This is a genomic window from Curtobacterium sp. MCSS17_005, assembly GCF_003234225.2.
In the GTDB taxonomy this organism is placed as follows: Bacteria; Actinomycetota; Actinomycetes; order Actinomycetales; family Microbacteriaceae; genus Curtobacterium; species Curtobacterium flaccumfaciens.
In genome coordinates, this window is the sequence record NZ_CP126258.1 from 973,312 (window position 1) to 995,547 (window position 22,236).

Sequence of the window (22,236 nt, forward strand, 5' to 3'; positions counted from 1 at the left end):
GCAGGAATGGTCGGGTGCGCCGCAGCGACCCGACCATTCCTGCTCACGAAGCGTCAGCCGTGACGGCGTTCGGTGGAGGACAACAGTTGCTCCACCTCGCCGATCTCCATCGTCTCGGGTGACACGGACTGCAGTGGTTCCGCACTGGGGGCGTGTACCGCGTCGACCAGGCGGTGCATCATCGCGACGGCATCGTCGACGACCTCGGTGCTCTTCGCCTGGACGCCGTGCAGCAGCCAGTGCGCCGTCTCGAGTTCGTGGTGCACGCGTGCACGCTGAGCGAGCTGGCGGTCGCGTCCGCCGCCGTTCGCCTCGTAGGCGCTGAGGACGGTGTCGAAGGCGTCGCGGCGGCCGGCGAGCACCCAGGCGAGGTCCTTCGCCGGGTCGCCGAGCCGCAGCTCGCCCCAGTCGAGGACCCCGGTCACCGCGTCGCCGTCGACGAGCAGGGCGCCGGTGCCGAGCGAGCCGTGCACGACGGTCGGTGTGAACTGCCAGAGCTGCTGGTCGCGAGCGGCCCCCTCCCAGCGCTCGACGAGCGCGGCGGGGACGAGCTTGGTCGCCACGGCGCGGTCCATCACCGAGACTGCGGACCGGAGCACCTCGAACGGCGTGAGCGACGGCAGGCCGGCGTCGGAGACGAAGCTCGTCGGCAGCTGGTGGATCGAGGCGACGGCACGGCCGACACTGGTGGCGAGGTCGGGGCGCTCGACGAGCGACGCGAGGGTCGGGTGGGTCCCGGCCAGTCGGGTCGTGACGATGGCGCGCGTCGACCCGATCGGCGCCTGGCCGCGGTACTCGGCGACGCCGAACGGCAGCCGCGTGCGGATCCCGGCGCTCAGCGCACGGATGGCGACGAGGTCGGCTGACTGCCGCGCCTCGGCGCGCTGGTTCCGGGGGCGGCGGATGACGATCTCGGTGCCGTCGGCGTCGCGGAGGAGCGCCGACTCGTAGTCGCCGGCCGCGGCCGAGCCGAGCGTGCGCGTGCCCGTGACGAGGAGACCTGGAACGGCCGTCGTCGCCAACGCGGCTAGAGTGAACTGGGATCCCGCCATGCCCCTTAGGGTAGGCGCGTGACGCGTGCACGGCTGCACGCCACGCTGTTCGGCGGCCCGCACGCCCACCGCACGTCTCCTGCACGTCCGCACCCGATCCGAGGAGCTCTCCCGCCGTGACCGTCGAGTTCGCCGCCCGGCTCCCGCTCTCCCGCAACGAACTCGACCGCGACGCCGAGTTCCGCACGACCGACGACGTCGAGCGTGTCCTGCGTGAGGACGAGCGCACCCGGTACCTGCCGGTGCGTGGCGCTGAGATGCTCCGGAACGCCGACGGCACCCTGCGCTTCGTGACCGCGACGGAGATCCCGGTCGACACCGTGACCCTGTACCTCGGCCGTGCGGTGTCGGACGCCGCCGATGCCCCGGCGGGTACCCGCTTCGTCGCCGCCCTGATCGACAGTGCGACGGCGACCGCCATCGAACCCGACGACGACGCCTGGCAGAGCCTCCGGATGTTCGGCACCGAGCTCTCGCCGCGCGACCAGGGCCTGGCGGTCGAAGCCGTCGCGATGGCCAACTGGCACGCCGTGCACGGCTTCTCGCCGCGTACCGGGTCACCCACGGCCGTCGTGAGCGGCGGGTGGGTCCGCCGCGACCCCGAGGGACACGACCTCTTCCCCCGCACGGACGCGGCGATCATCGTCGGGGTCGTCGACGCCGACGACCGGATCCTGCTCGGTTCCAACGCCGCGTGGGACGCCGACCGGTACTCGCTGCTGGCCGGGTTCGTCGAGCCGGGGGAGTCGCTCGAGGACGCCGTCCGCCGCGAGGTCTGGGAGGAGTCCGGCGTCCGCGTCGAGGAGCCCGAGTACCTCGGTTCGCAGCCGTGGCCGTTCCCCGCGTCGCTGATGGTGGGCTTCCGTGCCCGTGCAGCCGGCGGTGACCCGACGACCGCACGCCCCGACGGCGTGGAGATCCTGGACGTCCGGTGGTTCTCGCGCGACGAGATCCGCGAGCGCGCCGGCGACACCCTGCTGCTGCCGGGACGCACCTCGATCGCCCGCGCCATCATCGAGGAGTGGTACGGCGGGCCGCTGGACCTGCCGTGAGCGTCACCGGTCCGCGCGGTGCAACGGGTGCCGGGGCAGTCGAGCCCCGGCCGCCGTCGCCCGACGAACTGCTCGCCGCGCTCGATGCCGAGCAGCGGACGGTCGCCCGCACCCTGCTCGGTCCGGTCGCGGTGCTCGCCGGCGCCGGGACTGGCAAGACCCGTGCCATCACGCACCGGATCGCGTACGGGGTCGCCACCGGGACCTACGCCCCGAACCACGTCCTCGCGCTGACGTTCACGACCCGTGCCGCCGGTGAACTGCGGTCGCGCCTGCGTGCGCTCGGCGCCGGGACGGTCCAGGCGCGCACCTTCCACGCCGCCGCGATGGCGCAGCTCAGCTACTTCTGGCCGGACACCGTCGGCGGGCACGCCCCCAAGATCGTCGAGTCCAAGGGTCGGATGATCGCCCACGCCGCGGACACAATCGGCATGCACGTCGACACCCCGGTGCTCCGCGACCTCGCCGCCGAGGTCGAGTGGCGCAAGGTGCAGATGCTCTCGCTCGACGAGTACGAGGCCGCCGCCGTCGACCGGGTGATGCCGCGCGACACCACGCCGCGCCGGGTCATCGACCTGATGAAGGCGTACGAGCGGCTGAAGGACGACCGGCGGCAGCTCGACTTCGAGGACGTCCTGCTGGCGACCCTCGGCATGGTCGAGTCCGAGCCCCGCGTGGCGTCGTACGTGCGGCAGCAGTACCGGTTCTTCGTCGTCGACGAGTACCAGGACGTCTCGCCCGTGCAGCACGACCTGCTGCGGGCCTGGCTGGGCGGCCGCGACGACCTGTGCGTCGTCGGCGACGCCAGTCAGACCATCTACTCGTTCGCCGGCGCCTCGAGCGACTACCTGCTCGGGTTCGGGTCGGAGTTCCCGCGCGGGTCGGTCCTGCGCCTCGAGCGGAACTACCGCTCCACCCGCGAGGTCGTGTCCGCTGCCAACACCCTGATGCGCGGCCAGCCCGGCGCGCTCGACCTGGTGGCCCAGAGCCAGGAACCGGGCCCGGAACCGGTCGTGCTGGCCTGCGTCCACGACGGCGACGAGGCACAGACCATCGCCCGGCGCATCGCCGAGCTCGTCGGGGCCGGAGCGTCCTACGGGGACTGCGCCGTGCTCTTCCGAGTCGGAGCGCAGTCCGCTGCGCTCGAATCCGCGCTCGGCCGGAACGGCATCCCCTACCGCGTGCAGGGCGGGACCCGGTTCTTCAACCGCCCGGAGGTCAAGCTCGCCGTCCACCACATGCGCGGCGAGGCGATCCGGCAGACCGACGACGAGCTGACCCGACGGGTCCGGCTGGTGCTGCAGGTCAGCGGCTGGACGGAGACGCCGCCGGAGGGCACCGGCGCAGTCCGCGAGCAGTGGGAAGCGCTGCAGGCGATCATGGGCCTGGCCGAGGACGCCCCCGCCGGAACGACGATGCAGCAGTTCACCCAGGACCTGGTGGACCGTGCGGCGACGCACCACGAGCCCGAGGTCGACGCGGTCACGCTCGCGACGCTCCACTCGTCGAAGGGTCTGGAGTGGCCGCACGTGGTCATCGCCGGCGCCGCCGAGGGACTCCTGCCGATCTCGCACGCGTCGACCGACACCGAAGTGGACGAGGAACGACGCCTGTTCTACGTCGGCCTGACCCGAGCCCGCCGATCCGTCACGATCACGTGGTCGCAACAGGGCTCCACGCGTGGGGGAGCCCGGGCTCCGAGTCGGTTCCTGGCAGCGCTCGGCACGCGCACCGCGGATGGGGTCGGACCGGCGAACGGCTGACCGACAGGTCGTCGCGCTCGAAGACGAGCTGGTCGGGCTCGGCCCGTTGCGTCCGGAGCGGGAGCCGTTCCAGCAGCATCCGCGTCGTGGCGGCGGCCACCGCCGCCGCCCGCCACGGTGACAGCGGTGCCGGGTGCCGCCCCCACACCTGGGCGGCGATGGCCGGCCAGGCCGGGTCGTCGTCGACGCGTGCGTACTCAGCGCACTGGAGGCACGGCCCGGCCCCCGGCACGACGAACGGACCGAGACGGACGCGTCCGTCGCCGACGACGACCGCCAGGTGCGGCACACCCCGGCGGGTCCACGCGGCGCGGAGCGCCGGGTCGACGACGTGGTCGGCCACCACCACGGCGAGGCGTGGTTCGGGCTCGGGCAGCACGATCGGCCCCCCGGTGGGCGCGGCGGTGCGGCTGACCGTCACGCCCTCGCCGGACAGGAACGTCGCCACGGTGTCGGCGAGGACTCCGGCGCCGTGCACCTCGATGCGTTCGAGTGGCTCGGGCAGAACCTCGACCACCGCGGGTGACGCGGCACCGAGCACACCGGCAGCACGTTCCGGGGAACACCCCGACGCGGCCGCGAGTCCGGACAGCACGTCGTGGCCGGTCTCTCGTCGCAGGCCGTTGAGGAACCGCTCTTCCCCCGTGGTGGGCACCGCGACGACGGCGCGTGGAGGATCGACCCCGAGCTGGACCGTGGCGGGGTCACGCCAGACGAACTCGAGCGTCGGATCGATGCGGATGCCCATGACCCCACGGTGCCGGAGTGCGCGGCACGTGTGGGGTCACCAGGGGCATCTGTGGAGAACTCAGCGGGGCTGGTCGCCCGTGTCGTTCCCGGGGTCGTCGGCCGCTCCACCGTCGGGGTCGTCGGCCACACGGCCGGACTCGTCCTCGTGCGGGCGCGCACCGGTCGAGTCGTTCAGCAGGTCCTCGAGGGCCTTGTCGAACGCGTCGTCCTCGTCGCTCTGGGACGGGTTCCGCAGCCGCGCAACGAGGGCATCGGGTGCGTCGACGTCGTCCGAGGTCGGCACGAGGTCGAAGTGCGACCAGAGGGCGTCGCGCTGTTCGGCGCCGAGCTCGTCGGTCACCCGCTGCCACATCGCCGCGGCCTCACGCAGACGGCGCGGCCGCAGCTCGAGGCCGACGAGTGTGGCGAACGCCGATTCGGCCGGGCCACCGGCCGCACGGCGGCGGCGCACCATCTCGGCGATCGCCCCGGCCTTGGGGAGACGGACGGTGGCCGCGGCGGTGACCGTGTCCACCCAGCCCTCGACCAGGGCGAGCATCGTCTCGAGTCGGGCGAGCGCGGCGTCCTGCTCGGCGGTCCGCGGCGGGATGAGGGCACCCGAGGCGAGTGCGTCGCGCAGCTGCTCCTGGTTGGTCGGGTCGATGTCGGCCGCGAGTTCCTCGACGCGGTCGAAGGGGATGTGGATGCCCCGCGCGTAGTCCGTGATGGACGAGATGATGTGCAGCCGGAGCCACCGTGCCGACCGGAAGAGCCGGGCGTGGGCGAGTTCGCGGACCGCGAGGTAGATGCGGACCTCGTCCTCGGAGACGTCGAGGCCCTCGGCGAACTCGGCGACGTTCTGGGGCAGGAGCGCTGCGACCTGCTCGTCGAGGAGCGGCACGCCGACGTCACCGCCGGAGACGACCTCCTTCGACAGCTGCCCGACGACCTGGCCGAGCTGGATCGCGAACAGTGCCCCGCCGATGCCGCGCATCGCCTTCGAGACGTCGCCGAGCATCGCCTTGAGCTGCTCGGGAGCACGCTGGTCGATCGCCTCGGTCAGGGCATCGGCGATGCTGAAGGCCACCGGCTCGGCGATCTGCGTCCACACCGGGACGGTCGCCTTGGCCCACTGCTCACGCGTGTAGAGGCTCGGGGTCGCGGTCAGCTCGGCGACGGTCGTGACCTCGTCGAGCCACAGTGCAGCGACCTGGAAGGCCTGGTCTGCCGCCTGCGAGGTGGCCGGGTCGACGGGGTGGCCGCCGTCCCGAGCGATCGCGGTGGCGCGTTCGGCGGTGGCCGAGAAGTCGATGCCGTCACCGCCGGACTGCGCGGCACGCTGGAGCTGGCTCATCAGGTTCGCCACGGAGGCCGGGTCGTTCGGCAGACCGGCGGCACCGGCGAGCTGCGACGGGTCGATCTGCCCCTCGCCCGAGAGCAGCTTGCGCAGCATCTCCTGGAAGTCGTCGTCCGGCCCCGGCTGTGGTTCATCAGGCATGCCGACTACGCTAATCGCTGCTCACGGGGCCGCACCTGGGATGCCCCCGTGGGAACGCCCGAAGCGCTGCGCCCAGGGCGAACAGCCCCGTCGTGAGACGCGGGCGACCACCCTGCCGCCAGGCGCGGGTGCCCACCTCGGAAGGACCCCGCGTGACCCTCTTCGCCCCCGCGCCCCGTCGTCGCTCGCGTGCCCGGACCGTCGGGTGGGCGTTCCTGATCGGCGCGGTCGTGCTGGGACTGCTGGCGAGCCTGTTGCCCAGCCCGTACCTCATCGAGGTCCCCGGGCCGGTCTACAACACGATCGGCACGCAGGAGCAGGGGACGGGCAAGGACGCGAAGGACGTCAAGCTCATCCAGGTGTCCGGCCACGAGACGTACCCGACGGCCGGCGCCCTCGACATGCTCACCGTCGGCATCCAGGGCGACGCCACGAACCGCCCGTCGTGGACCAGCGTGATCCGCGCGATCTTCACCAGGTCGCAGGCGGTGATCCCGGTCGAGGCGATCTACCCGAGCGGCACCACGACCGAGCAGGTGAACGAGCGGGACTCCGCCGACATGCAGGCGTCGCAGCAGTCGGCCGTCGCCGCCGCGCTCATCCAGCAGGGGAACGACCTGCCCACGGAACTCGAGGTCAGCGCAGTGCAGGAGGGCTCAGCCGCCGACGGCGCGATCGAGAAGGGCGACGTCATCACGGCGTTCGACGGCAAGTCGCTCACGACCAACGCCGACGCGGTGAGCCTGCGCGAAGCCGTCGCGCAGCACGGCACCTCGAGCCCCGCGACCGTCACCGTCGAACGGGACGGCGCGACGAAGGACGTCCGGGTGACGCCGCGCAGCGAGCAGGGCACGGCGCTGCTCGGGGTCGGCGTCACCGAGCGCTACGAGTTCCCCTTCAAGGTGTCGATCCGCCTGCAGGACGTCGGCGGTCCGTCCGCCGGCATGATGTTCGCGCTCGGGATCATCGACGAGATCACGCCGGGCAAGCTCAACGGCGGCAAGCACGTCGCGGGCACCGGCACGATCACGGCAGACGGCGAGGTCGGGCCCATCGGCGGGATCCGGCAGAAGCTCTACGGCGCCGCGGACGCGGGCGCCACGGTGTTCCTCGCCCCCGCGGACAACTGCGACGAGGTCGTCGGGCACGTGCCGGACGGGCTCGACGTCTACAGCGTCTCCACGCTCGACCAGGCCGTCACCGACCTGCAGACGATCGCCGACGGCGGGAGCACCGCGAAGCTCGCCCGCTGCGGGTCCTGACCCGGTCCTGAGTCCCCGTACAGGTTCACGCTCGGTCCGGTCCCATAGGATCAGTGTCACTGACGGCCCGCCGCGAGCCGGGCCCGCCGGTCCGACACGTCTGGAGCACATCAAGTGACGACAACCTCGTCCACCTCGGGGCGGCGTTCGCCGCGGGTCCCCATCGTGGTCACGATCATCGTGCTGGCCGCACTGGTGATCGCCTTCTTCATCTTCGCCAGCCTGTACACCGACTACGCGTGGTTCGCGCAGCTCGGGTTCCAGCAGGTACTCACGACCCGGTGGATCGCCGGGACCCTGATGTTCCTGGCGGGCTTCCTGGGCATGGCGGTCCCGGTCTTCGTGAGCATCGCGCTCGCGTTCCGGTTCCGGCCGGTCTACGCGAAGCTCAACTCGCAGCTCGACCGCTACCAGCAGGTCATCGAGCCCCTGCGGCGTGCAGTGATGATCGGCATCCCCGTGGTCCTCGGCATCTTCGCCGGGCTCTCGACGGCGGGGCGCTGGAGCATGGTCCTCGAGTACTTCAACCGCACGCCGTTCGGCAAGACCGACCCGCAGTTCGGACTGGACATCGGGTTCTACGTGTTCGAGCTGCCGTTCTGGCGCTCGATCGTGGCCTACTCGTCGGCCGTCGTCCTCATCGCCGGTCTCGCCGCACTCGCGGCGAGCTACCTCTACGGCGCGCTCCGCTTCGGTGGCCGCGAGGTCCGGATCTCCCGTGCCGCGCGCATCCAGCTGGCGGTCACGGCGGCGCTCTACATCGCGCTGCAGGCCGTCAGCCTCTGGCTCGACCAGTACGCCGCGCTGACGAAGTCGAACTCGCTCATCACCGGTGCCCAGTACACCGACGTCAACGCGGTCATCCCCGGCCGCGAGATCATGGCGGGCATCGCGGCGATCGTCGCGCTGCTCTTCATCGTCACGGCGGTCATCGGTCGCTGGCGCATCTCGATCGTCGGGACGGGCCTGCTGCTCGTCGCCGCGATCGTCGTCGGCGGCATCTACCCGTGGGTCGTCCAGCGTCTGCAGGTGAAGCCCTCGGAGCGCACCTTCGAGTCCGCCTACATCGAGCGGAACATCAAGGCCACGCGTGACGCCTACGGCGTCGCCGGGGTCGAGGAGCAGAACTACGACGCCACGACCGAAGCGAGCTCGGGTGCCCTGGCGCAGGACGCCCAGACGACGGCGAACATCCGCCTCATCGACCCGAAGATCGTCTCCGACACCTTCAGCCAGCTGCAGCAGTACCGGCAGTACTACCAGTTCCCGAACGAGCTCGACGTCGACCGCTACGACGTCAAGGGCGAGACCGAGGACACGGTGATCGCGGTGCGCGACATCGACCTCGACGGCCTCAGCTCGGCCGCGAACACCCAGTACAACCGGGCGTTCGTCTACACCCACGGCTACGGCGTCACCGCGGCCTACGGCAACCAGCGTGCGAGCGACGGCAAGCCGGTGTTCCTCGAGTCCGGCATCCCGTCGAACGGTGCACTGGGCGACTTCCAGCAGCGCGTGTACTTCGGTGAGACCTCGCCGCCCTACTCGATCGTCGGTGCGCCGAAGGGCACGAAGGACGTGGAGCTCGACTACCCGTCCGGCTCCGACGACGACAACGGCGGCAACGCGACCACCACCTACGCCGGCGACGGCGGTCCGAGCCTCGGCAACTTCTTCAACCGGCTCGTCTACGCCGCGAAGTTCCAGTCGGAGCAGATCCTGCTCTCGAACGCGGTGAACAAGGACTCGCAGATCCTCTACGACCGCGACCCGATCACCCGCGTGCAGAAGGTGGCGCCGTACCTGACCGTCGACAGCGACGCCTACCCGGCGATCGTCGACCACCGCATCCAGTGGGTGGTGGACGGATACACCACGAGCGACGCGTACCCGTACTCGCAGAGCCAGAGCCTGTCGGACAGCATCGCCGGCGCCGAGTCCTCGACGTACCGCACCGACCAGGTGAACTACATCCGGAACTCGGTGAAGGCGACCGTCGACGCCTACACGGGCAAGGTGACGCTGTACACGTGGGACACGAAGGACCCGGTCCTGAAGACGTGGCAGAAGATCTTCCCGACGTCGATGAAGCCGGTGTCGAGCATGAGCGCCGAGCTCCTCGACCACGTGCGGTACCCGACGGACCTGTTCAAGGTGCAGCGCTCGATCCTCGGTACGTACCACGTGACCAACGCCAACTCGTTCTACTCGGGCGACGACGCGTGGAACACCCCGCAGGAACCGACCAGCACGGCGACGTCGGACAGTGACGCCGACACCGCGGCGACGTCGACGAACGCACTCGGCGCGCAGACGACGACGACCGCCAACAGGGCGAACCTGCAGGACCCGTACTACCTGACGATGAAGGTGCCGGGGCAGGGGACGGCGTACTCGCTGTACACGACCTACATCCCGCAGCAGTCGGCCGGGGCGAACAACCGCAACGTGCTGACCGGCTACCTGGCGGTGAACTCCGACGCGGGTGGTGCCGGCAAGGGCGAGAAGGCGTCGGGCTACGGCAAACTCACGCTGTTGACGATGCCGAAGACCGACAACATCCCGGGCCCCGGACAGGTGCAGAGCCTCTTCAACGGTGACTCGACCGTGTCGCAGGAGCTCAACATCCTGAAGCGGGGCAACTCGACCGTGAAGCAGGGCAACCTGCTCACGCTCCCGGTCGGCGGTGGGTTCCTCTACGTGCAGCCCGTCTACGTCCAGTCGACCTCGAGTGGTTCGTACCCGCTGCTGCAGAAGGTCCTCGTGGCCTTCGGCGACAAGATCGCGTTCGAGGACACCCTCGACGAGGCCCTGAACTCGCTGTTCGGCGGCGACTCCGGTGCGGCGGCCGGCGACTCCGGCGCGAGCGGCGGTGACAGTGGTTCCGGTTCCGACAGCGGGTCTGGCTCGGACACGGGTTCCGGCTCCGACACGGGCTCCGGCTCGACCGGCTCGACGGGTTCCGGCTCGGCCGACAACGACGCCCTGCAGGAGGCCCTGGCCGATGCCAAGGCAGCCCTGCAGGACCGCCAGGAGGCCTACGCCGACAACGACCTGGTCGCTGCGGCGGAAGCCGACCAGCGCCTCCAGGACGCGATCGAGGCCGCCACGGCAGCCGAGAACGGCAACTGACACACCGTGGCGGGGCACTCGATTTGTGTCCCGCCACGGCCCCGTGTAGGCTTCTAAACGTGCCGCGGGGTGGAGCAGTTCGGTAGCTCGCTGGGCTCATAACCCAGAGGTCGTAGGTTCAAATCCTGCCCCCGCAACCAAGCGTCACATGAAGGCCCCGGTCCAACAGGACCGGGGCCTTCTTCGTGTCCCGCCCGCCGCAGACCCCCGGGTACGCTCACCGCATGGCCACCCTCACGATCGCGGCGGCGCAGTTCGCCCCCGTGGACGACCCCGTCGCCAACCTCGACACCGTGCGCACCGCCGCCGTCGACGCGGCGGCCCGGGGCGCGGACCTCCTCGTCACGCCGGAGTACACCTCGTACTTCACCGCCGACATCGACGATCAGTTCGTCGCCGCGGCGCAGCCCCTGGACGGTCCGTTCGTCTCGGGCCTCCGCGACGTCGCCCGCGAGTCCGGCATCGCCCTGGTCGTCGGGATCGCCGAGTCGGCAGACACGCCGGAGCGCTTCCGGAACACCCTGGTCGCGGTGCTCCCGTCGGGCGACCTGGGTGCGACGTACCGGAAGGTCCACCTCTACGACGCCTTCGGCTCGCGGGAGTCGGACCGCATCGAGTCCGGCGACCCGGAGCAGCTGCCGGTCTTCGAGCTCGGCGGAGTCCGCGTCGGGCTCGAGACCTGCTACGACCTGCGCTTCCCCGAGGTCACCCGACGGCTCGCCGCCCCTGAGACCGGAGCGGCCGACGTCGTCGTCCTCCCCGCGGAGTGGGTGCGCGGGCCCGGCAAGGAGCACCACTGGCGCACGCTCCTCACCGCCCGCGCGATCGAGAACACCGTGTGGGTCGTCGGGGTCGGGCAGACGCCGCCGATCGGGATCGGCGGCTCGGTCGTCCTCGACCCGTCGGGCGTCGCGGTCGCCTCGGCCGGCGCCTCGCCGACCACGCTCACCGCCACGATCGACACCACCGTCACCGACGCCGTCCGGCGGGTGAACCCGTCGCTGTCGCTGCGGCGGTACGACGTCGGACTGCGCCCCCTGCCTGGAGGCCCGGAGCAGCCCTGACGCGTCGGTCGCGTCCCCGACGCGGTCGCGTCTCAGGCGCGGGGGCGCGCTCCGAGGGTCGCCAGGCGTGCGGCGGCGTCCTCCAGGACACTCCGGCGCTTGCAGAACGCGAAGCGCACCAGGGACCGGTAGCCGGAGACCCGGTCCGGGCGGACGAACGCCGAGACCGGTACGCCCGCGACACCGGCCAACGCGGGCAGTTCGAGGCAGAACGCACGGGCATCGTCGTACCCGAGCGGCGCGGCGTCGGCGAGCACGAAGTACCCGCCGTCGGGTCGCATCACGTCGAAGCCCGCCGCGGTCAGCCCGCCGGCGAGCAGTTCGTGCTTCGCGCGCAGGTCGGCGGCGATGCCGGTGAACACCGCGTCGGGCAGGCGGAGTCCCACGGCGACGGCCGGTTGGAAGGGTGCGCCGTTCACGAACGTCAGGTACTGCTTGACCGTCGTGATCGCGTCGACGAGCGCCGGGGGAGCGGTGAGCCAGCCGACCTTCCACCCGGTGGTGTTGAAGGTCTTGCCCGCGCTCGACACCGACACCGTCCGTTCCGCGGCACCCGGCAGGGTCGCGATGGGCGTGTGCGGGACGTCGAACGTCAGGTGTTCGTAGACCTCGTCCGTGATGATCACCGCGTCGCGCTCGGTGGCCAGGTCGACGATCGTCTGCAGCACCTCGGTGGGCAGGACCCGGCCGGTCGGGTTGTGCGGGGTGTTCACGAGCACGGCGCGGGTGCGGTCGGTGAAGGCCGCGCGGAGCGCGCGCTCGTCGGGCAGGAAGTCGGGCGCGGTGAGCGGGACTGTGACGTGCACGCCGCCGGCCAGCCGGATGAGCGCGCCGTAGGCGTCGTAGAACGGCTCGAAAGTGATCACCTCGTCGCCGGGTTCGACCAGCGCGAGGATCGTCGCGGCCAGCCCCTCGGTGGCGCCGGCGGTGACGAGGACCTCGCGGTCGGGGTCCACCTCGAGCCCGTACCACCGCTGCTGGTGCTCGGCGATCGCCGCCCGCAGGTCGGGGGTGCCCCGGCCCGGCGGGTACTGGTTCACGCCGTCGCGGATCGCCTGCACCGCGGCTTCGAGCACCTCGGCCGGCCCGTCCTCGTCGGGGAACCCCTGCCCCAGGTTGACCGCACCGGTGCTGGCGGCGAGGGCGCTCATCTCGGCGAACACCGTCGGTGCGGGGACCCCGTCCGGTCCCAGCAGCATCGCTCCGTCGGCGGCTCGCAGCCACGGTCCTACCTGGCGCATGTGGTTCCCTCCCGTGCGGGCGACGTCGTGTCGCGCTGAACGGACCCCAACCTAGCTGTCCGTCCCGCGGCGGACCGGGGCACCGTGTACAGCGCACGCATAAGATCGCCAGGGGTGGCTCGCAGCCTCGCCAGAAGGACCGCTCAGGTGCGTGCGACAGACTGCACGAGCTTGAAAGGAGCACGTCCAGCATGACCGACACCACGCCCGACGGGCAGGGCGACGACCGCCGTCCGGACGATGCGGCTCCGCCTGCCGCCAGTGAGGACGCCGCAGCAGCGGCCACGAGAGGGAACACGTCGATGCCGAACGACTCCGACCAGCCGGACGAGACCCCTCGCCCGAATAAGAACGACGAGACGACCCCGGATCACACGGACGTGATCCCGTCGTCGACGGACCACCCGACCGACCGCTACACCGCGCCGTACCCCGCCGTCTCCGGTGAGTCCTCGGGCGCGCAGCAGGGCGGCTACGGCCAGCAGACGTCGCCGTACGGCCAGCAGGCGCCGCAGGCCCAGAACCCGTACGGCCAGCAGCCCCAGCAGAGCCAGAACCCGTACGGGCAGCAGTCCCAGTACGGCCAGCAGGCGCCGCAGGCGCAGAACCCGTACGGCCAGCAGTCGCAGTACGGCCAGCAGGCCCAGAACCCGTACGGCCAGCAGGCCCAGAACCCGTACGGCCAGCAGTCCCCGTACGGCCAGCCGGGCGGCGAACGCCCCCGCTACGGCGAGTACGCCCAGCCGACGTCCTCGTCCGCTCCGAGCTCGTCCTCCGAGTACGCGAACGCGTCCGCGCAGGCCCCGCAGTCCGCCACGAGCGCCTTCGGCGACGTCGACGGCGCGAACCAGCGCAACGGCCACTACTTCAGCGACGACACCTCGGGTGCCGCGGCGACCACGACGACCAAGGATCGCTCGGGCCGCAACCGGCTGCTCCTGCCGATCATCGCGGCGGTCATCGCAGGCGGTCTGGTGGGTGGCGGCGCCGGTTGGGCCGTCTCCTCCGGCAACGACGGTGGCAGCGTGGTGTCCTCCGGTTCGTCGCAGGGCGGCAACCTGACCGTCAACGACTACGACTCCGCCACCGTGGTCACGGCCGTCGCGGCACAGGCGACCCCGTCCGTCGTCACCATCAACGTGTCGGCGAGCAACGAGGCCGGCACCGGTTCCGGCGTGGTGATGAGCAAGGACGGCTACATCGTCACGAACACCCACGTGGTCACTCTGGACGGCGACAGCTCGAACGGCCGGATCACCGTGACGACCTCGAACGGCAAGATCTACGCGGGCAAGCTCATCGGCACCGACCCGACGGTCGACCTCGCGGTCATCAAGATCGATGCGACCGACCTCAAGCCGATGGAGTTCGCGGACTCGTCGAAGCTCAACGTCGGCGACACCGCGGTCGCGATCGGTGCACCCCTGGGGCTGTCGAACACCGTCACCGACGGCATCGTCTCGACCCTGAACCGCAGCATCCAGGTCACCTCGAGTGCCCCCAGCGAGGGTGGCGACTCGAACGAGGGCGGCAACGGCGGCTCAGGTCCCTTCGACTTCTGGGGCAACGGGGACAACGGCAGCAGCTCGTCCGCGAACACCACCGTCTCGCTCCCGGTCATCCAGACCGACGCGTCGATCAACCCCGGCAACTCCGGCGGTGCGTTGCTCGACGCCGACGGCAAGCTCATCGGCATCAACGTGGCGATCGCGTCCGCCGGCAGCTCTTCGTCGTCCGACTCGGCCGCGGGCAGCATCGGCGTCGGCTTCTCGATCCCGTCGAACCTGGTCGAGCGGGTCGCGAACGAGATCAAGGACAAGGGGTCCGCCACCCACGGGCTGCTCGGCGCGACCGTCGGCGACGCCTCCGAGGACGCCAGCGCCACGCAGATGGGCGCGCTCATCAAGTCGGTCTCGTCCGGCGGGGCCGCGGCGAAGGCCGGTCTGCAGAAGGGCGACGTCGTCACGAAGATCGGTTCGGCGGCGGTCTCCGACGCCACCGACCTGACCGCGCAGGTGCGCTACTTCGCAGGCGGCGCGTCCACGACGATCAGCTACCTGCGCGACGGCCAGACCCGCCAGGCCGACGTGAAGCTCGGGACGTACGACAGCAAGGGCTGACGCCACCACACGACGGACAGGAGGCCCGGGGCACGACGTGCGCCGGGCCTCCTGTCCGTCCCGGGGTGCGTCCCGCGCCGTCGCAGGTGGGCGGTTCGGCCTCTTGATAGGCTCATGGTCGCTCTGCGGGGCGGCACCGCCCCGGTGCGTCCCGTGCCGCCAGCCAGCACCCCGAGGTACGCATGCAGTCAGACGGACAGCCCCTGCCGGGCGTCTCGTACGTGATGCCCGTGCTCAACGAGGTCACCGAGGTCCGGGCCGCCGTCGGCAGCCTGCTCGACCAGGACTACACGGGCCCGTTCGAGGTCATCCTCGCGCTCGGGCCGTCGATCGACGGCACGAACGAGCTCGTCGCCGAGATGAGCGCTGCCGACCCCCGGATCCGCGCGATCGACAACCCGGTCGGGTCGACGCCCGCCGGGCTGAACGTCGCGATCCGTGCGTCCGTGCACCCCGTCGTCATCCGGGTCGACGCGCACTCGGTCCTGCCCACCGACTACACGCGCATCGCGGTGCACACGCTCCTCGAGTCCGGTGCGGACAACGTCGGCGGCATCATGCGCGCCGAGGGCCGCACCCCCTTCGAGCGGGCCGTCGCCCTGGCGTACGGCAGTCGTGTCGGGCTCGGTGGCACGCCGCACCACGTCGGCGGCACCGCAGGCCCGGCCGAGACCGCCTACCTCGGTGTGTTCCGACGCGAGCGGCTGTTCGACGTCGGACTCTTCGACGAGGGCATCAAGCGCGGACAGGACTGGGAACTCAACCGGCGGCTGCGCCAGACCGGTGGGACCGTCTGGTTCACGCCCGAACTCGTCGTCACGTACCGCCCGCGGCCGAGCCTGAAGCGCCTGGTGCGGCAGTTCGTCGCCACCGGGCTCTGGCGCGGCGAGCTCGCCCGTCGGTTCCCTGCGAACAACGGCCTGCGCTACTTCGTGCCGCCGGCCATGGTGGCGGCGATGGCGCTGGGCATCGTCGCCGGGCTCGTCGGTATCGTCGGCGCAGTGCTCGGCACGCCGCTCGCCTGGGCGCTGCTCGGGTTCGTGGTGCCCGTCGTCTACCTGCTCTTCGTCGTCCTGGGGTCGATCGCCGTGGCGCGCCGCTCCGGGCTGCCGACGCTCCTCTGGCTGCTCGTCGTGCTGCCCTGCATCCACGTGGGCTGGGGGCTCGGGTTCATCATCGGGTTCCTGACCCGCACGTCCGAGCTGACCACCCACACGGGACGGTGACCGAATGACCGACCAGCCCACGACCGGCCGCGGATCCGCACGGCCGACCTCGATCGCCGAGCTCCGGGCCGTCGCCCAGCCGGACGAGGTCCGTGCCCGCGCCAACGCCGAGCACTGGACGGCCTCGCTGTACCTGCGCGACGTCTCGCCGTACCTGACCTGGGTGCTCCTGAAGACCCGCGTCAGCGCGAACCAGGTCACCGGCCTGATGATCCTGGTGGGCTGGAGCGTCGCCGCCGCCCTGCTCATCCCGGGCATCTGGGGCGCCGCGCTGGCGCTCGTGCTCGGCCAGCTGCAGATGCTCGTCGACTGCTCCGACGGCGAGGTCGCCCGGTGGCGCGGCACCAAGTCGCCCGCCGGGGTGTTCCTGGACAAGGTGGGGCACTACACGACCGAAGGCCTGATCCCGGTCGCGCTCGGCATCCGGGCAGCCACGTGGCCGATCCACGACGCCGACTGGCTGTGGACCACGATCGGCTGCGCACTCGGCTTGGTCATCGTGCTGAACAAGGCCCTCAACGACATGGTGCACGTGGCCCGCGCGAACGCCGGGCTCGACAAGCTCGTCGACCGGCGGGACGCCTCCACCGCGCCGTCGGGTCGGAAGCTCGCCTCGCTCCGCCGTCTGGCGAAGTTCCTGCCGTTCCACCGCCTGTACCACTCGGTCGAGCTGAGCATGCTCGCGTTCGTCTTCGCCCTGCTCGCCCTGGTGATCGGTGACCCGCTCGCCAGCCGGATCCTGGTCGGTGCGCTGTTGCCGCTCGCCGTGCTCGCGACGATCGGGCACTTCCTGGCGATCATCGCTTCGAAGCGGGTCAAGGCGTGACCGAGGACACGCCCGTGCCCGGAACGGTGCGCCGCCACGCGGTGGTGCACCGCGGACGACCGCGTGTCGCCGTGGTGAGCCTGTCGCAGGGCACCCGGCCGGACGACCTGCGCCGCGGGCTGGACAGCGTGCTCGCGCAGCAGGACGTCGAGCTCGACGTCGTCTGCGTCGGCAACGGCTGGGCGCCGACCGGACTGCCGGACGGCGTTCGGGCGCTCGCCCTGCCCGAGAACGTCGGGATCCCGGCCGGTCGGAACGCCGGGGCCGAGGTCGTCGACGGCGACTACGTGTTCTTCCTCGACGATGACGCGTCGGTGCCGTCGCCGACGTTCCTGCGCGACGCGATCGCGCTGTTCGAGCACGATCCGTCGCTCGGCCTCGTGCAGCCGCGCGTCGTCGACCCCGCGGGCGCCGCCAACCCCCGCCGGTGGGTGCCGCGGATCCGGAAGGGCGAGCCGGACCACTCGTCGCCGGTCTTCTCGGTCTGGGAAGGCGCCGTCGTGCTGCCGATGGACGTGTACCGGGCCGTCGGCGGGTGGGGTGCCGAGTACTTCTACGCCCACGAGGGCATCGAGCTCGCCTGGCGCGTGTGGGACGCCGGCCGTCGGACCTGGTACGCCGGAGACCTCGTCGCGCACCACCCCGCGATCGACCCGGCGCGGCACACCGAGTACTACCGGTTGAACGCCCGGAACCGGGTGTGGCTGGCTCGGCGCAACCTGCCCGCGGTGCTGCGACCACTGTACGTGGGGTCGTGGGCCGCGATCCAGATCGCGCGCTGGTGGCGTCACCCCCGCCGACTGGCCACCTGGTTCGGCGGGATCCGTGAAGGATGGACGACCGACTGCGGTCCGGTCCGCCCGATGGGCTGGCTCACAGTCGCACGGATGACCATCGCAGGGCGGCCGCCGGTCGTCTGACCCGCACGCCTCGTCCCACCAGAGCAGACCCGGAGAAGGACCATGTCGATCATCAGCGACCTGCGGACCGCGCTGCGGCTCGTCGAGCGACTCCTGACGTCCCGCCGGAGCCGACGGCAGCTCGCGCAGCGCCTGCCGTCCGCGTCGAAGCCGGCGCCCGGTTCGGTCGAGATCGCCGTGTACTTCGCCGACGGTCCGGTCAACATGTACCAGGTGCGCCAGTGGTACGCGCCGCTGGCCGAACTCGCGAAGACGCATCCGGTGGCGATCATCTCGCGGAGCCCGGGCACCATGCTGACCCTGCTCGACGAGTCGCCCGTGCCCGCGGTCTACGCCCGGCAGGTGGTCGACCTCGAGCACTTCGTCGACAGCCAGGCACCGAAGGTGGTGCTGTACGTCAACCAGAACGCCCGCAACTTCCAGATGATGCGGTACGGGCGGATGTGGCACGTCTTCGTCAACCACGGCGAGAGCGACAAGATGTACATGACCACGAACCAGTTCAAGGCGTACGACTACGCCCTGATCGCGGGGGACGCCGCACGCGATCGTCTGGCCGAGGCGCTGTGGGACTACGACCTGGACGCCCGGACCATCGCGATCGGACGCCCGCAGGCCGACCACTTCGCCGGAGCGGCCCCGTACCCCGACGACGACCGGACCGTCGTGCTCTACGCCCCGACGTGGGAGGGCGACCGCGGTGCCGCGGCGTACGGGTCGATCGCGTCGCACGGCACGGTCATCGCCGAGCAGGTGCTGGCGTCGCCCCGCCACCGTCTGGTCTACCGCCCGCACCCGCGCAGTGGTGTGCTCGACCCTGCGTACCGCGCGGCGCACGAGCGGATCGTCGCGGCGATCAGTGCGGCCAACGCCGCCGACCCCGCCGCGCACCACCTGTACGACGACGGCGGTGACCTCGGCTGGCAGCTGGCGGACGCCGACGTGGCGATCACCGACATCAGCGCGATGATCTACGACCGGCTGGCGGTCGGCAAGCCGCTCATCGTCACGCGGCCGGTCTCGCCCGAGGCCGACGTCGACGAGCGGGGCTACCTGAGCGACGCGAACTGGCTGACCGCAGCCGACGCCCCGTCGGTGCTCGCCCGCGTCGACGCGGCCGCGAGCGACGCCGAGGAGCTCGCGCGCCTGCAGCACTGGGTCGCACGGTACTTCGGCGACACGACCCCGGGCGCCGCCACGGAGCGGTTCCACGAGGCAGTGGAGTGGCTGCTCGAGCGGTGGCGGACCGTCGCGGCCGAACGCGACGGGCGCTGACGGCCGGTCGTCACGCCGGGTGTGCCGAGGCGCAGATCGGCGCACGGTCACGGCTGGAGCCCCGGCCCGACGAGCGACATCCGCCAGAGGTACTCGGACCGGTCGGGCCGACGCCACCGCACGATGACGACACCCGTGTCCTCGGGGTCGGCACCGAAGACCGCCAGGGACAACGACCGGCCCGGATCGAGGCGGCGCACCGCGAGCGGCGGGCAGTAGCCGTTGCCCAGATGGGTGAGGGAGAGCCCGTCGACCGGCTCGGGGCCGGTGTTGACGAGGTCGTACCGACGCGGTGCGTGCGATCGGTCGACGGCGAACGGGACGGCGTACGCGGTTGGTGGGTGGTGCATGGGTGGAACGCTAGGGGGAGGGTCCGACGGCGGGACCCCGGGGGCGCTCACGAGGGCCGGGGCTGTGGAGGGAGCCAGCGATACCGGTGTTGGTGCAGGAGGAGTACCCCGGCCGGTCAGGAGCCGTAGTCTGCCGCGTACCGGGCCAGCGCGGCCTCGATGGTGCCGTCGAGCTGCAGACGACCCTTGTCGAGGTACAGTCCCCGGTCGCAGAAGCGGCGGAGGTCCTTGTCGCTGTGCGAGACGAAGAACAGCGTCCGGCCGCCAGCCAGGAGCTGCTCGATCCGCTTGTAGCACTTCTCGCGGAAGGCCTTGTCGCCCACCGCCAGCACCTCGTCGACCAGGATGACCGGTTCGTCGAGCCGCGAGATCACCGCGAACGCGATGCGGACCTTCATGCCGCTCGACAGGTGCTTGTAGGGGGTGTCCACGAAGTCCGCGATCTCGGCGAAGTCGATGATCTCGTCGAAGGCGTCGCGGATCTCGGCCCGCGACATGCCGTGCAGGCCCGCCGTCAGGTACACGTTGTCGCGCACCGTGAGGTCCCCGACGAAGCCACCGGTGATCTCGATGAGCGGGGCGACGCCGGCACCCACGTCGACGCGGCCCTCGTCGGGCAGCATGACCTGGGCCACGAGCTTCAGCAGGGTCGACTTGCCCTGTCCGTTCCGCCCCACGACGCCGATCGCCTCGCCGGGGCGGACGTCGAACGACACGTTGCGGAGCGCCCAGAACTCATCGGCACGCTTGCGGCGCCCGCGTCCGGCGAACAGGTCCTTGAAGTTCCGGCTCGCGCGACGGTTGCGCTTGAAGCAGATGCCGGCGTCGCGCACCGAGATGACCGGTGCGACGGTCTCGGTGCGACGGGTCTGGTCGGTCGCGGTCATCACAGCTCCTTCAGCACGCGGTGCTCGCTGCGGCGGAACACCACGAAGCCGATCACCAGGACGATGCCGGTCACGACCACCGAGGCGCCGACCTCGAGCCAGTCGAGCTGGCCGGGGAAGAACGCCGCGCGGTACATGCCGAAGATGCCGGTGAGCGGGTTGATCGCGGCGATGTTGCGCAGGGCGGAGGGCAGCGCGTGCGTGCCGTAGATGATCGGGGACGCGTAGAACAGGAACCGCAGCACGAGCTTGGTGGCGCGCTCGAGGTCACGGAAGAAGACCACGAGCGGCGCGACGATGAGGCCCAGGCCGTAGACCAGCGCGCACTGCAGCACGATCGCCAGCGGGAAGAACACGACCTGCCAGTGCAGGTGGGCACCCGTCGCGATCGCGAAGGCAGCCAGGACCGGCAGGCTCAGCAGGAACTCGATGCCCTTTGACGCGTCGATCCGTGCCACCCAGATCGTGCGGGGGATGGTGGTCGAGCGGATCAGCTTCGATTCCTTGATGAACGCCCGGGTGGAGTCCGAGACGCCACCGGTGAACCACATCCACGGCAGCAGCGCGGACAGCAGGAACACGATGTACGGGTCTTCACCGACCGAGCCGCGGTGGAAGACCTGCGTGAAGACGAACCAGTAGATCCCCGACATCACGAGCGGGTCGAGGATCGACCACACGTAGCCGAGCGCCGACGTCGAGTAGCGGACCCGGAGGTCGCGGACGGTCAGCAACCACAGGGCCTGACGATAGCGCCGACCGGCGCTCCGGGCCTTCGCGGGTGCGGGAGCCACTGGCGCGGTCGGCGCACTCGCTGTGGTCACGGTTTCCCTTCGGGCGGAACCGCCGAGGGGGTCCTGACGGTGGTTCAGGCGAACAGGTTGTTCGCGCGCTCGAGGTCCTCGGCGAAGTCGATCTCGACCGCGTACAGGTCGGAGATGTCGATCGGCGTCCAGCGTAGCCCGTCCTCGGCGATGGCAGCCTCGATGCCGCCCTCGAAGTACTCCTGGTCGTCGACGCGGCCGAGCTGGCGGATGAGGGCCTGCTTGTCGGCGGCGGAGACGTAGTTGATGCCGACGGCTTCGCCGAGACCCCCGACGACCTGCTTGGAGAGCTTGTGGATGAAGCCCTCGGCGTCGACGGTGTACTTGACCTCTTCGTCGGAGACCTTGTCGGTGTTGACGCTGACGAAGGAACGGCCCTCGTCGATCATGTCGGCCGCACGGACGAGCGCCATCGGGTCGAAGACCACGTCGCCGTTCATCCAGAGGACACCGCTCTTGCCGGTGGCCTTGAGGGCACGCAGCAGGCTCTTCGAGGTGTTGGTGGAGTCGTAGGACTCGTTGTAGACGAAGTTCGCGTCGGGGAACGCCTCGACGATGTGCTCCGACTTGTAGCCGACGACGATCGTCACGCGGGCGCTCGAACCGAACGCGGCGCGGATGTTGTCGAACTGCTGCTGCATGATGGTGCGGCCGTCACTGAGCTCCGTGAGCGGCTTCGGCAGGCTGCGGCCGAGACGGCTGCCCATCCCCGCTGCGAGGATCACGATCTGCGTGGTCATGCTGGTCCCTTCTGGTGTCCGCCCGCGCACCCTGGGGTACGGGCGGGCCTCGTCGAGTCTGCGCTTCCAACGTCCGAGTTGCCCGAGAACCGGTCGCGTCGACGTGGTCGTCGCTGCGAAGAGGTCGCCGGGATCGCCTGCTGGAGCAGGTTTCCAAGTGGTGAACACTCCTTCGTGCCCTGGTGAATGATACGGAAACACCCCCTCGCGGGGTACGAGTCTGCGCGCTTCGTACTCAATTCGTGACCCTGGCCGCGACGGTTCCCGACGGTCGG

At 70.9% G+C, this 22,236-nt stretch carries 18 protein-coding genes and 1 tRNA gene; 11 read left to right on the top strand and 8 right to left on the bottom strand.

From position 1 onward, the window contains the following. Positions 1-53 precede the first annotated feature (53 nt). A complete protein-coding gene (locus DEJ20_RS04785; RefSeq protein ID WP_111235456.1) occupies positions 54-1,052 on the bottom strand; it encodes a phosphotransferase in 999 nt (332 codons plus the stop codon). 116 nt (positions 1,053-1,168) lie between these two features. Here DEJ20_RS04785 and nudC point away from each other — a divergent pair, with 116 nt between their 5' ends. Next, entirely contained in the window at positions 1,169-2,104 is a 936-nt protein-coding gene (gene nudC / locus DEJ20_RS04790; RefSeq protein ID WP_111235457.1) for an NAD(+) diphosphatase, read from the top strand. Next, positions 2,101-3,867 carry an ATP-dependent helicase gene (locus tag DEJ20_RS04795; protein ID WP_181431554.1) on the top strand — a complete coding sequence of 589 codons (1,767 nt, stop codon included), beginning with the start codon at positions 2,101-2,103 and terminating at the stop codon, positions 3,865-3,867. The genes nudC and DEJ20_RS04795 overlap by 4 nt, the downstream gene beginning before the upstream one ends. Here DEJ20_RS04795 and DEJ20_RS04800 read toward each other — a convergent pair. After that, positions 3,758-4,615 (bottom strand): TOMM precursor leader peptide-binding protein, encoded by an 858-nt coding sequence (locus tag DEJ20_RS04800; protein WP_111235458.1) that lies wholly within the window; start codon positions 4,613-4,615, stop codon positions 3,758-3,760. The genes DEJ20_RS04795 and DEJ20_RS04800 overlap by 110 nt on opposite strands. A gap of 60 nt (positions 4,616-4,675) precedes the next feature. After that, positions 4,676-6,094 carry a zinc-dependent metalloprotease gene (locus DEJ20_RS04805; protein WP_111235459.1) on the bottom strand — a complete coding sequence of 473 codons (1,419 nt, stop codon included), beginning with the start codon at positions 6,092-6,094 and terminating at the stop codon, positions 4,676-4,678. Between the two features lie 152 nt (positions 6,095-6,246). On the opposite strand from DEJ20_RS04805, the gene DEJ20_RS04810 reads away from it, so the two are divergent. The 4 genes from DEJ20_RS04810 to DEJ20_RS04825 all read left to right on the top strand — a co-directional run bounded on the left by DEJ20_RS04810 (position 6,247) and on the right by DEJ20_RS04825 (position 11,552). Beyond that, on the top strand, positions 6,247-7,356 hold the full coding sequence (locus DEJ20_RS04810) for a YlbL family protein (RefSeq protein WP_111022636.1): 1,110 nt from the start codon (positions 6,247-6,249) through the stop codon (positions 7,354-7,356). A 165-nt stretch (positions 7,357-7,521) separates the two neighbouring features. Beyond that, complete coding sequence (locus DEJ20_RS04815) at positions 7,522-10,488, top strand: UPF0182 family membrane protein (protein WP_181431555.1); 2,967 nt, start codon at positions 7,522-7,524, stop codon at positions 10,486-10,488. A 63-nt stretch (positions 10,489-10,551) separates the two neighbouring features. Further along, positions 10,552-10,628, top strand: a tRNA-Met gene (locus DEJ20_RS04820). 84 nt (positions 10,629-10,712) lie between these two features. Then, positions 10,713-11,552, top strand: a complete 840-nt coding sequence (locus DEJ20_RS04825) for a carbon-nitrogen hydrolase family protein (RefSeq protein ID WP_111235460.1) — start codon at positions 10,713-10,715, stop codon at positions 11,550-11,552. A gap of 32 nt (positions 11,553-11,584) precedes the next feature. Here the strand turns inward: DEJ20_RS04825 and DEJ20_RS04830 are convergent, their stop codons facing one another. Then, on the bottom strand, positions 11,585-12,793 hold the full coding sequence (locus DEJ20_RS04830) for an aminotransferase class I/II-fold pyridoxal phosphate-dependent enzyme (protein ID WP_111235461.1): 1,209 nt from the start codon (positions 12,791-12,793) through the stop codon (positions 11,585-11,587). 191 nt (positions 12,794-12,984) lie between these two features. Between DEJ20_RS04830 and DEJ20_RS04835 the strand changes: the two genes are divergently transcribed. The 5 genes from DEJ20_RS04835 (at position 12,985) to DEJ20_RS04855 (ending at position 19,160) form a co-directional block, all read left to right on the top strand. Further along, on the top strand, positions 12,985-14,913 hold the full coding sequence (locus DEJ20_RS04835) for a S1C family serine protease (RefSeq protein WP_258377172.1): 1,929 nt from the start codon (positions 12,985-12,987) through the stop codon (positions 14,911-14,913). A 182-nt stretch (positions 14,914-15,095) separates the two neighbouring features. Continuing rightward, the gene (locus DEJ20_RS04840) at positions 15,096-16,139 is read left to right on the top strand and encodes a glycosyltransferase family 2 protein (RefSeq protein WP_071405450.1); all 1,044 of its coding nucleotides are present in this window, start codon (positions 15,096-15,098) and stop codon (positions 16,137-16,139) included. A 4-nt stretch (positions 16,140-16,143) separates the two neighbouring features. After that, the gene (locus DEJ20_RS04845) at positions 16,144-16,965 is read left to right on the top strand and encodes a CDP-alcohol phosphatidyltransferase family protein (protein WP_111235462.1); all 822 of its coding nucleotides are present in this window, start codon (positions 16,144-16,146) and stop codon (positions 16,963-16,965) included. Positions 16,966-17,009: 44 nt separating this feature from the next. After that, a complete protein-coding gene (locus DEJ20_RS04850) occupies positions 17,010-17,885 on the top strand; it encodes a glycosyltransferase family 2 protein (protein WP_111235510.1) in 876 nt (291 codons plus the stop codon). A 42-nt stretch (positions 17,886-17,927) separates the two neighbouring features. Continuing rightward, positions 17,928-19,160 (top strand): CDP-glycerol glycerophosphotransferase family protein, encoded by a 1,233-nt coding sequence (locus DEJ20_RS04855; protein ID WP_111235463.1) that lies wholly within the window; start codon positions 17,928-17,930, stop codon positions 19,158-19,160. A gap of 47 nt (positions 19,161-19,207) precedes the next feature. Here DEJ20_RS04855 and DEJ20_RS04860 read toward each other — a convergent pair whose 3' ends face one another. From DEJ20_RS04860 to DEJ20_RS04875, 4 genes are all read right to left on the bottom strand, one after another. Beyond that, entirely contained in the window at positions 19,208-19,510 is a 303-nt protein-coding gene (locus DEJ20_RS04860) for a hypothetical protein (RefSeq protein ID WP_071405447.1), read from the bottom strand. 116 nt (positions 19,511-19,626) lie between these two features. Next, the gene (locus tag DEJ20_RS04865; RefSeq protein WP_071405446.1) at positions 19,627-20,397 is read right to left on the bottom strand and encodes an ABC transporter ATP-binding protein; all 771 of its coding nucleotides are present in this window, start codon (positions 20,395-20,397) and stop codon (positions 19,627-19,629) included. Next, entirely contained in the window at positions 20,397-21,221 is an 825-nt protein-coding gene (locus DEJ20_RS04870) for an ABC transporter permease (RefSeq protein ID WP_258377173.1), read from the bottom strand. Before DEJ20_RS04870 ends, DEJ20_RS04865 begins: the two co-directional genes overlap by 1 nt. A 44-nt stretch (positions 21,222-21,265) precedes the next feature. Continuing rightward, on the bottom strand, positions 21,266-21,961 hold the full coding sequence (locus tag DEJ20_RS04875) for a phosphocholine cytidylyltransferase family protein (protein ID WP_110862735.1): 696 nt from the start codon (positions 21,959-21,961) through the stop codon (positions 21,266-21,268). Positions 21,962-22,236 lie beyond the last annotated feature (275 nt).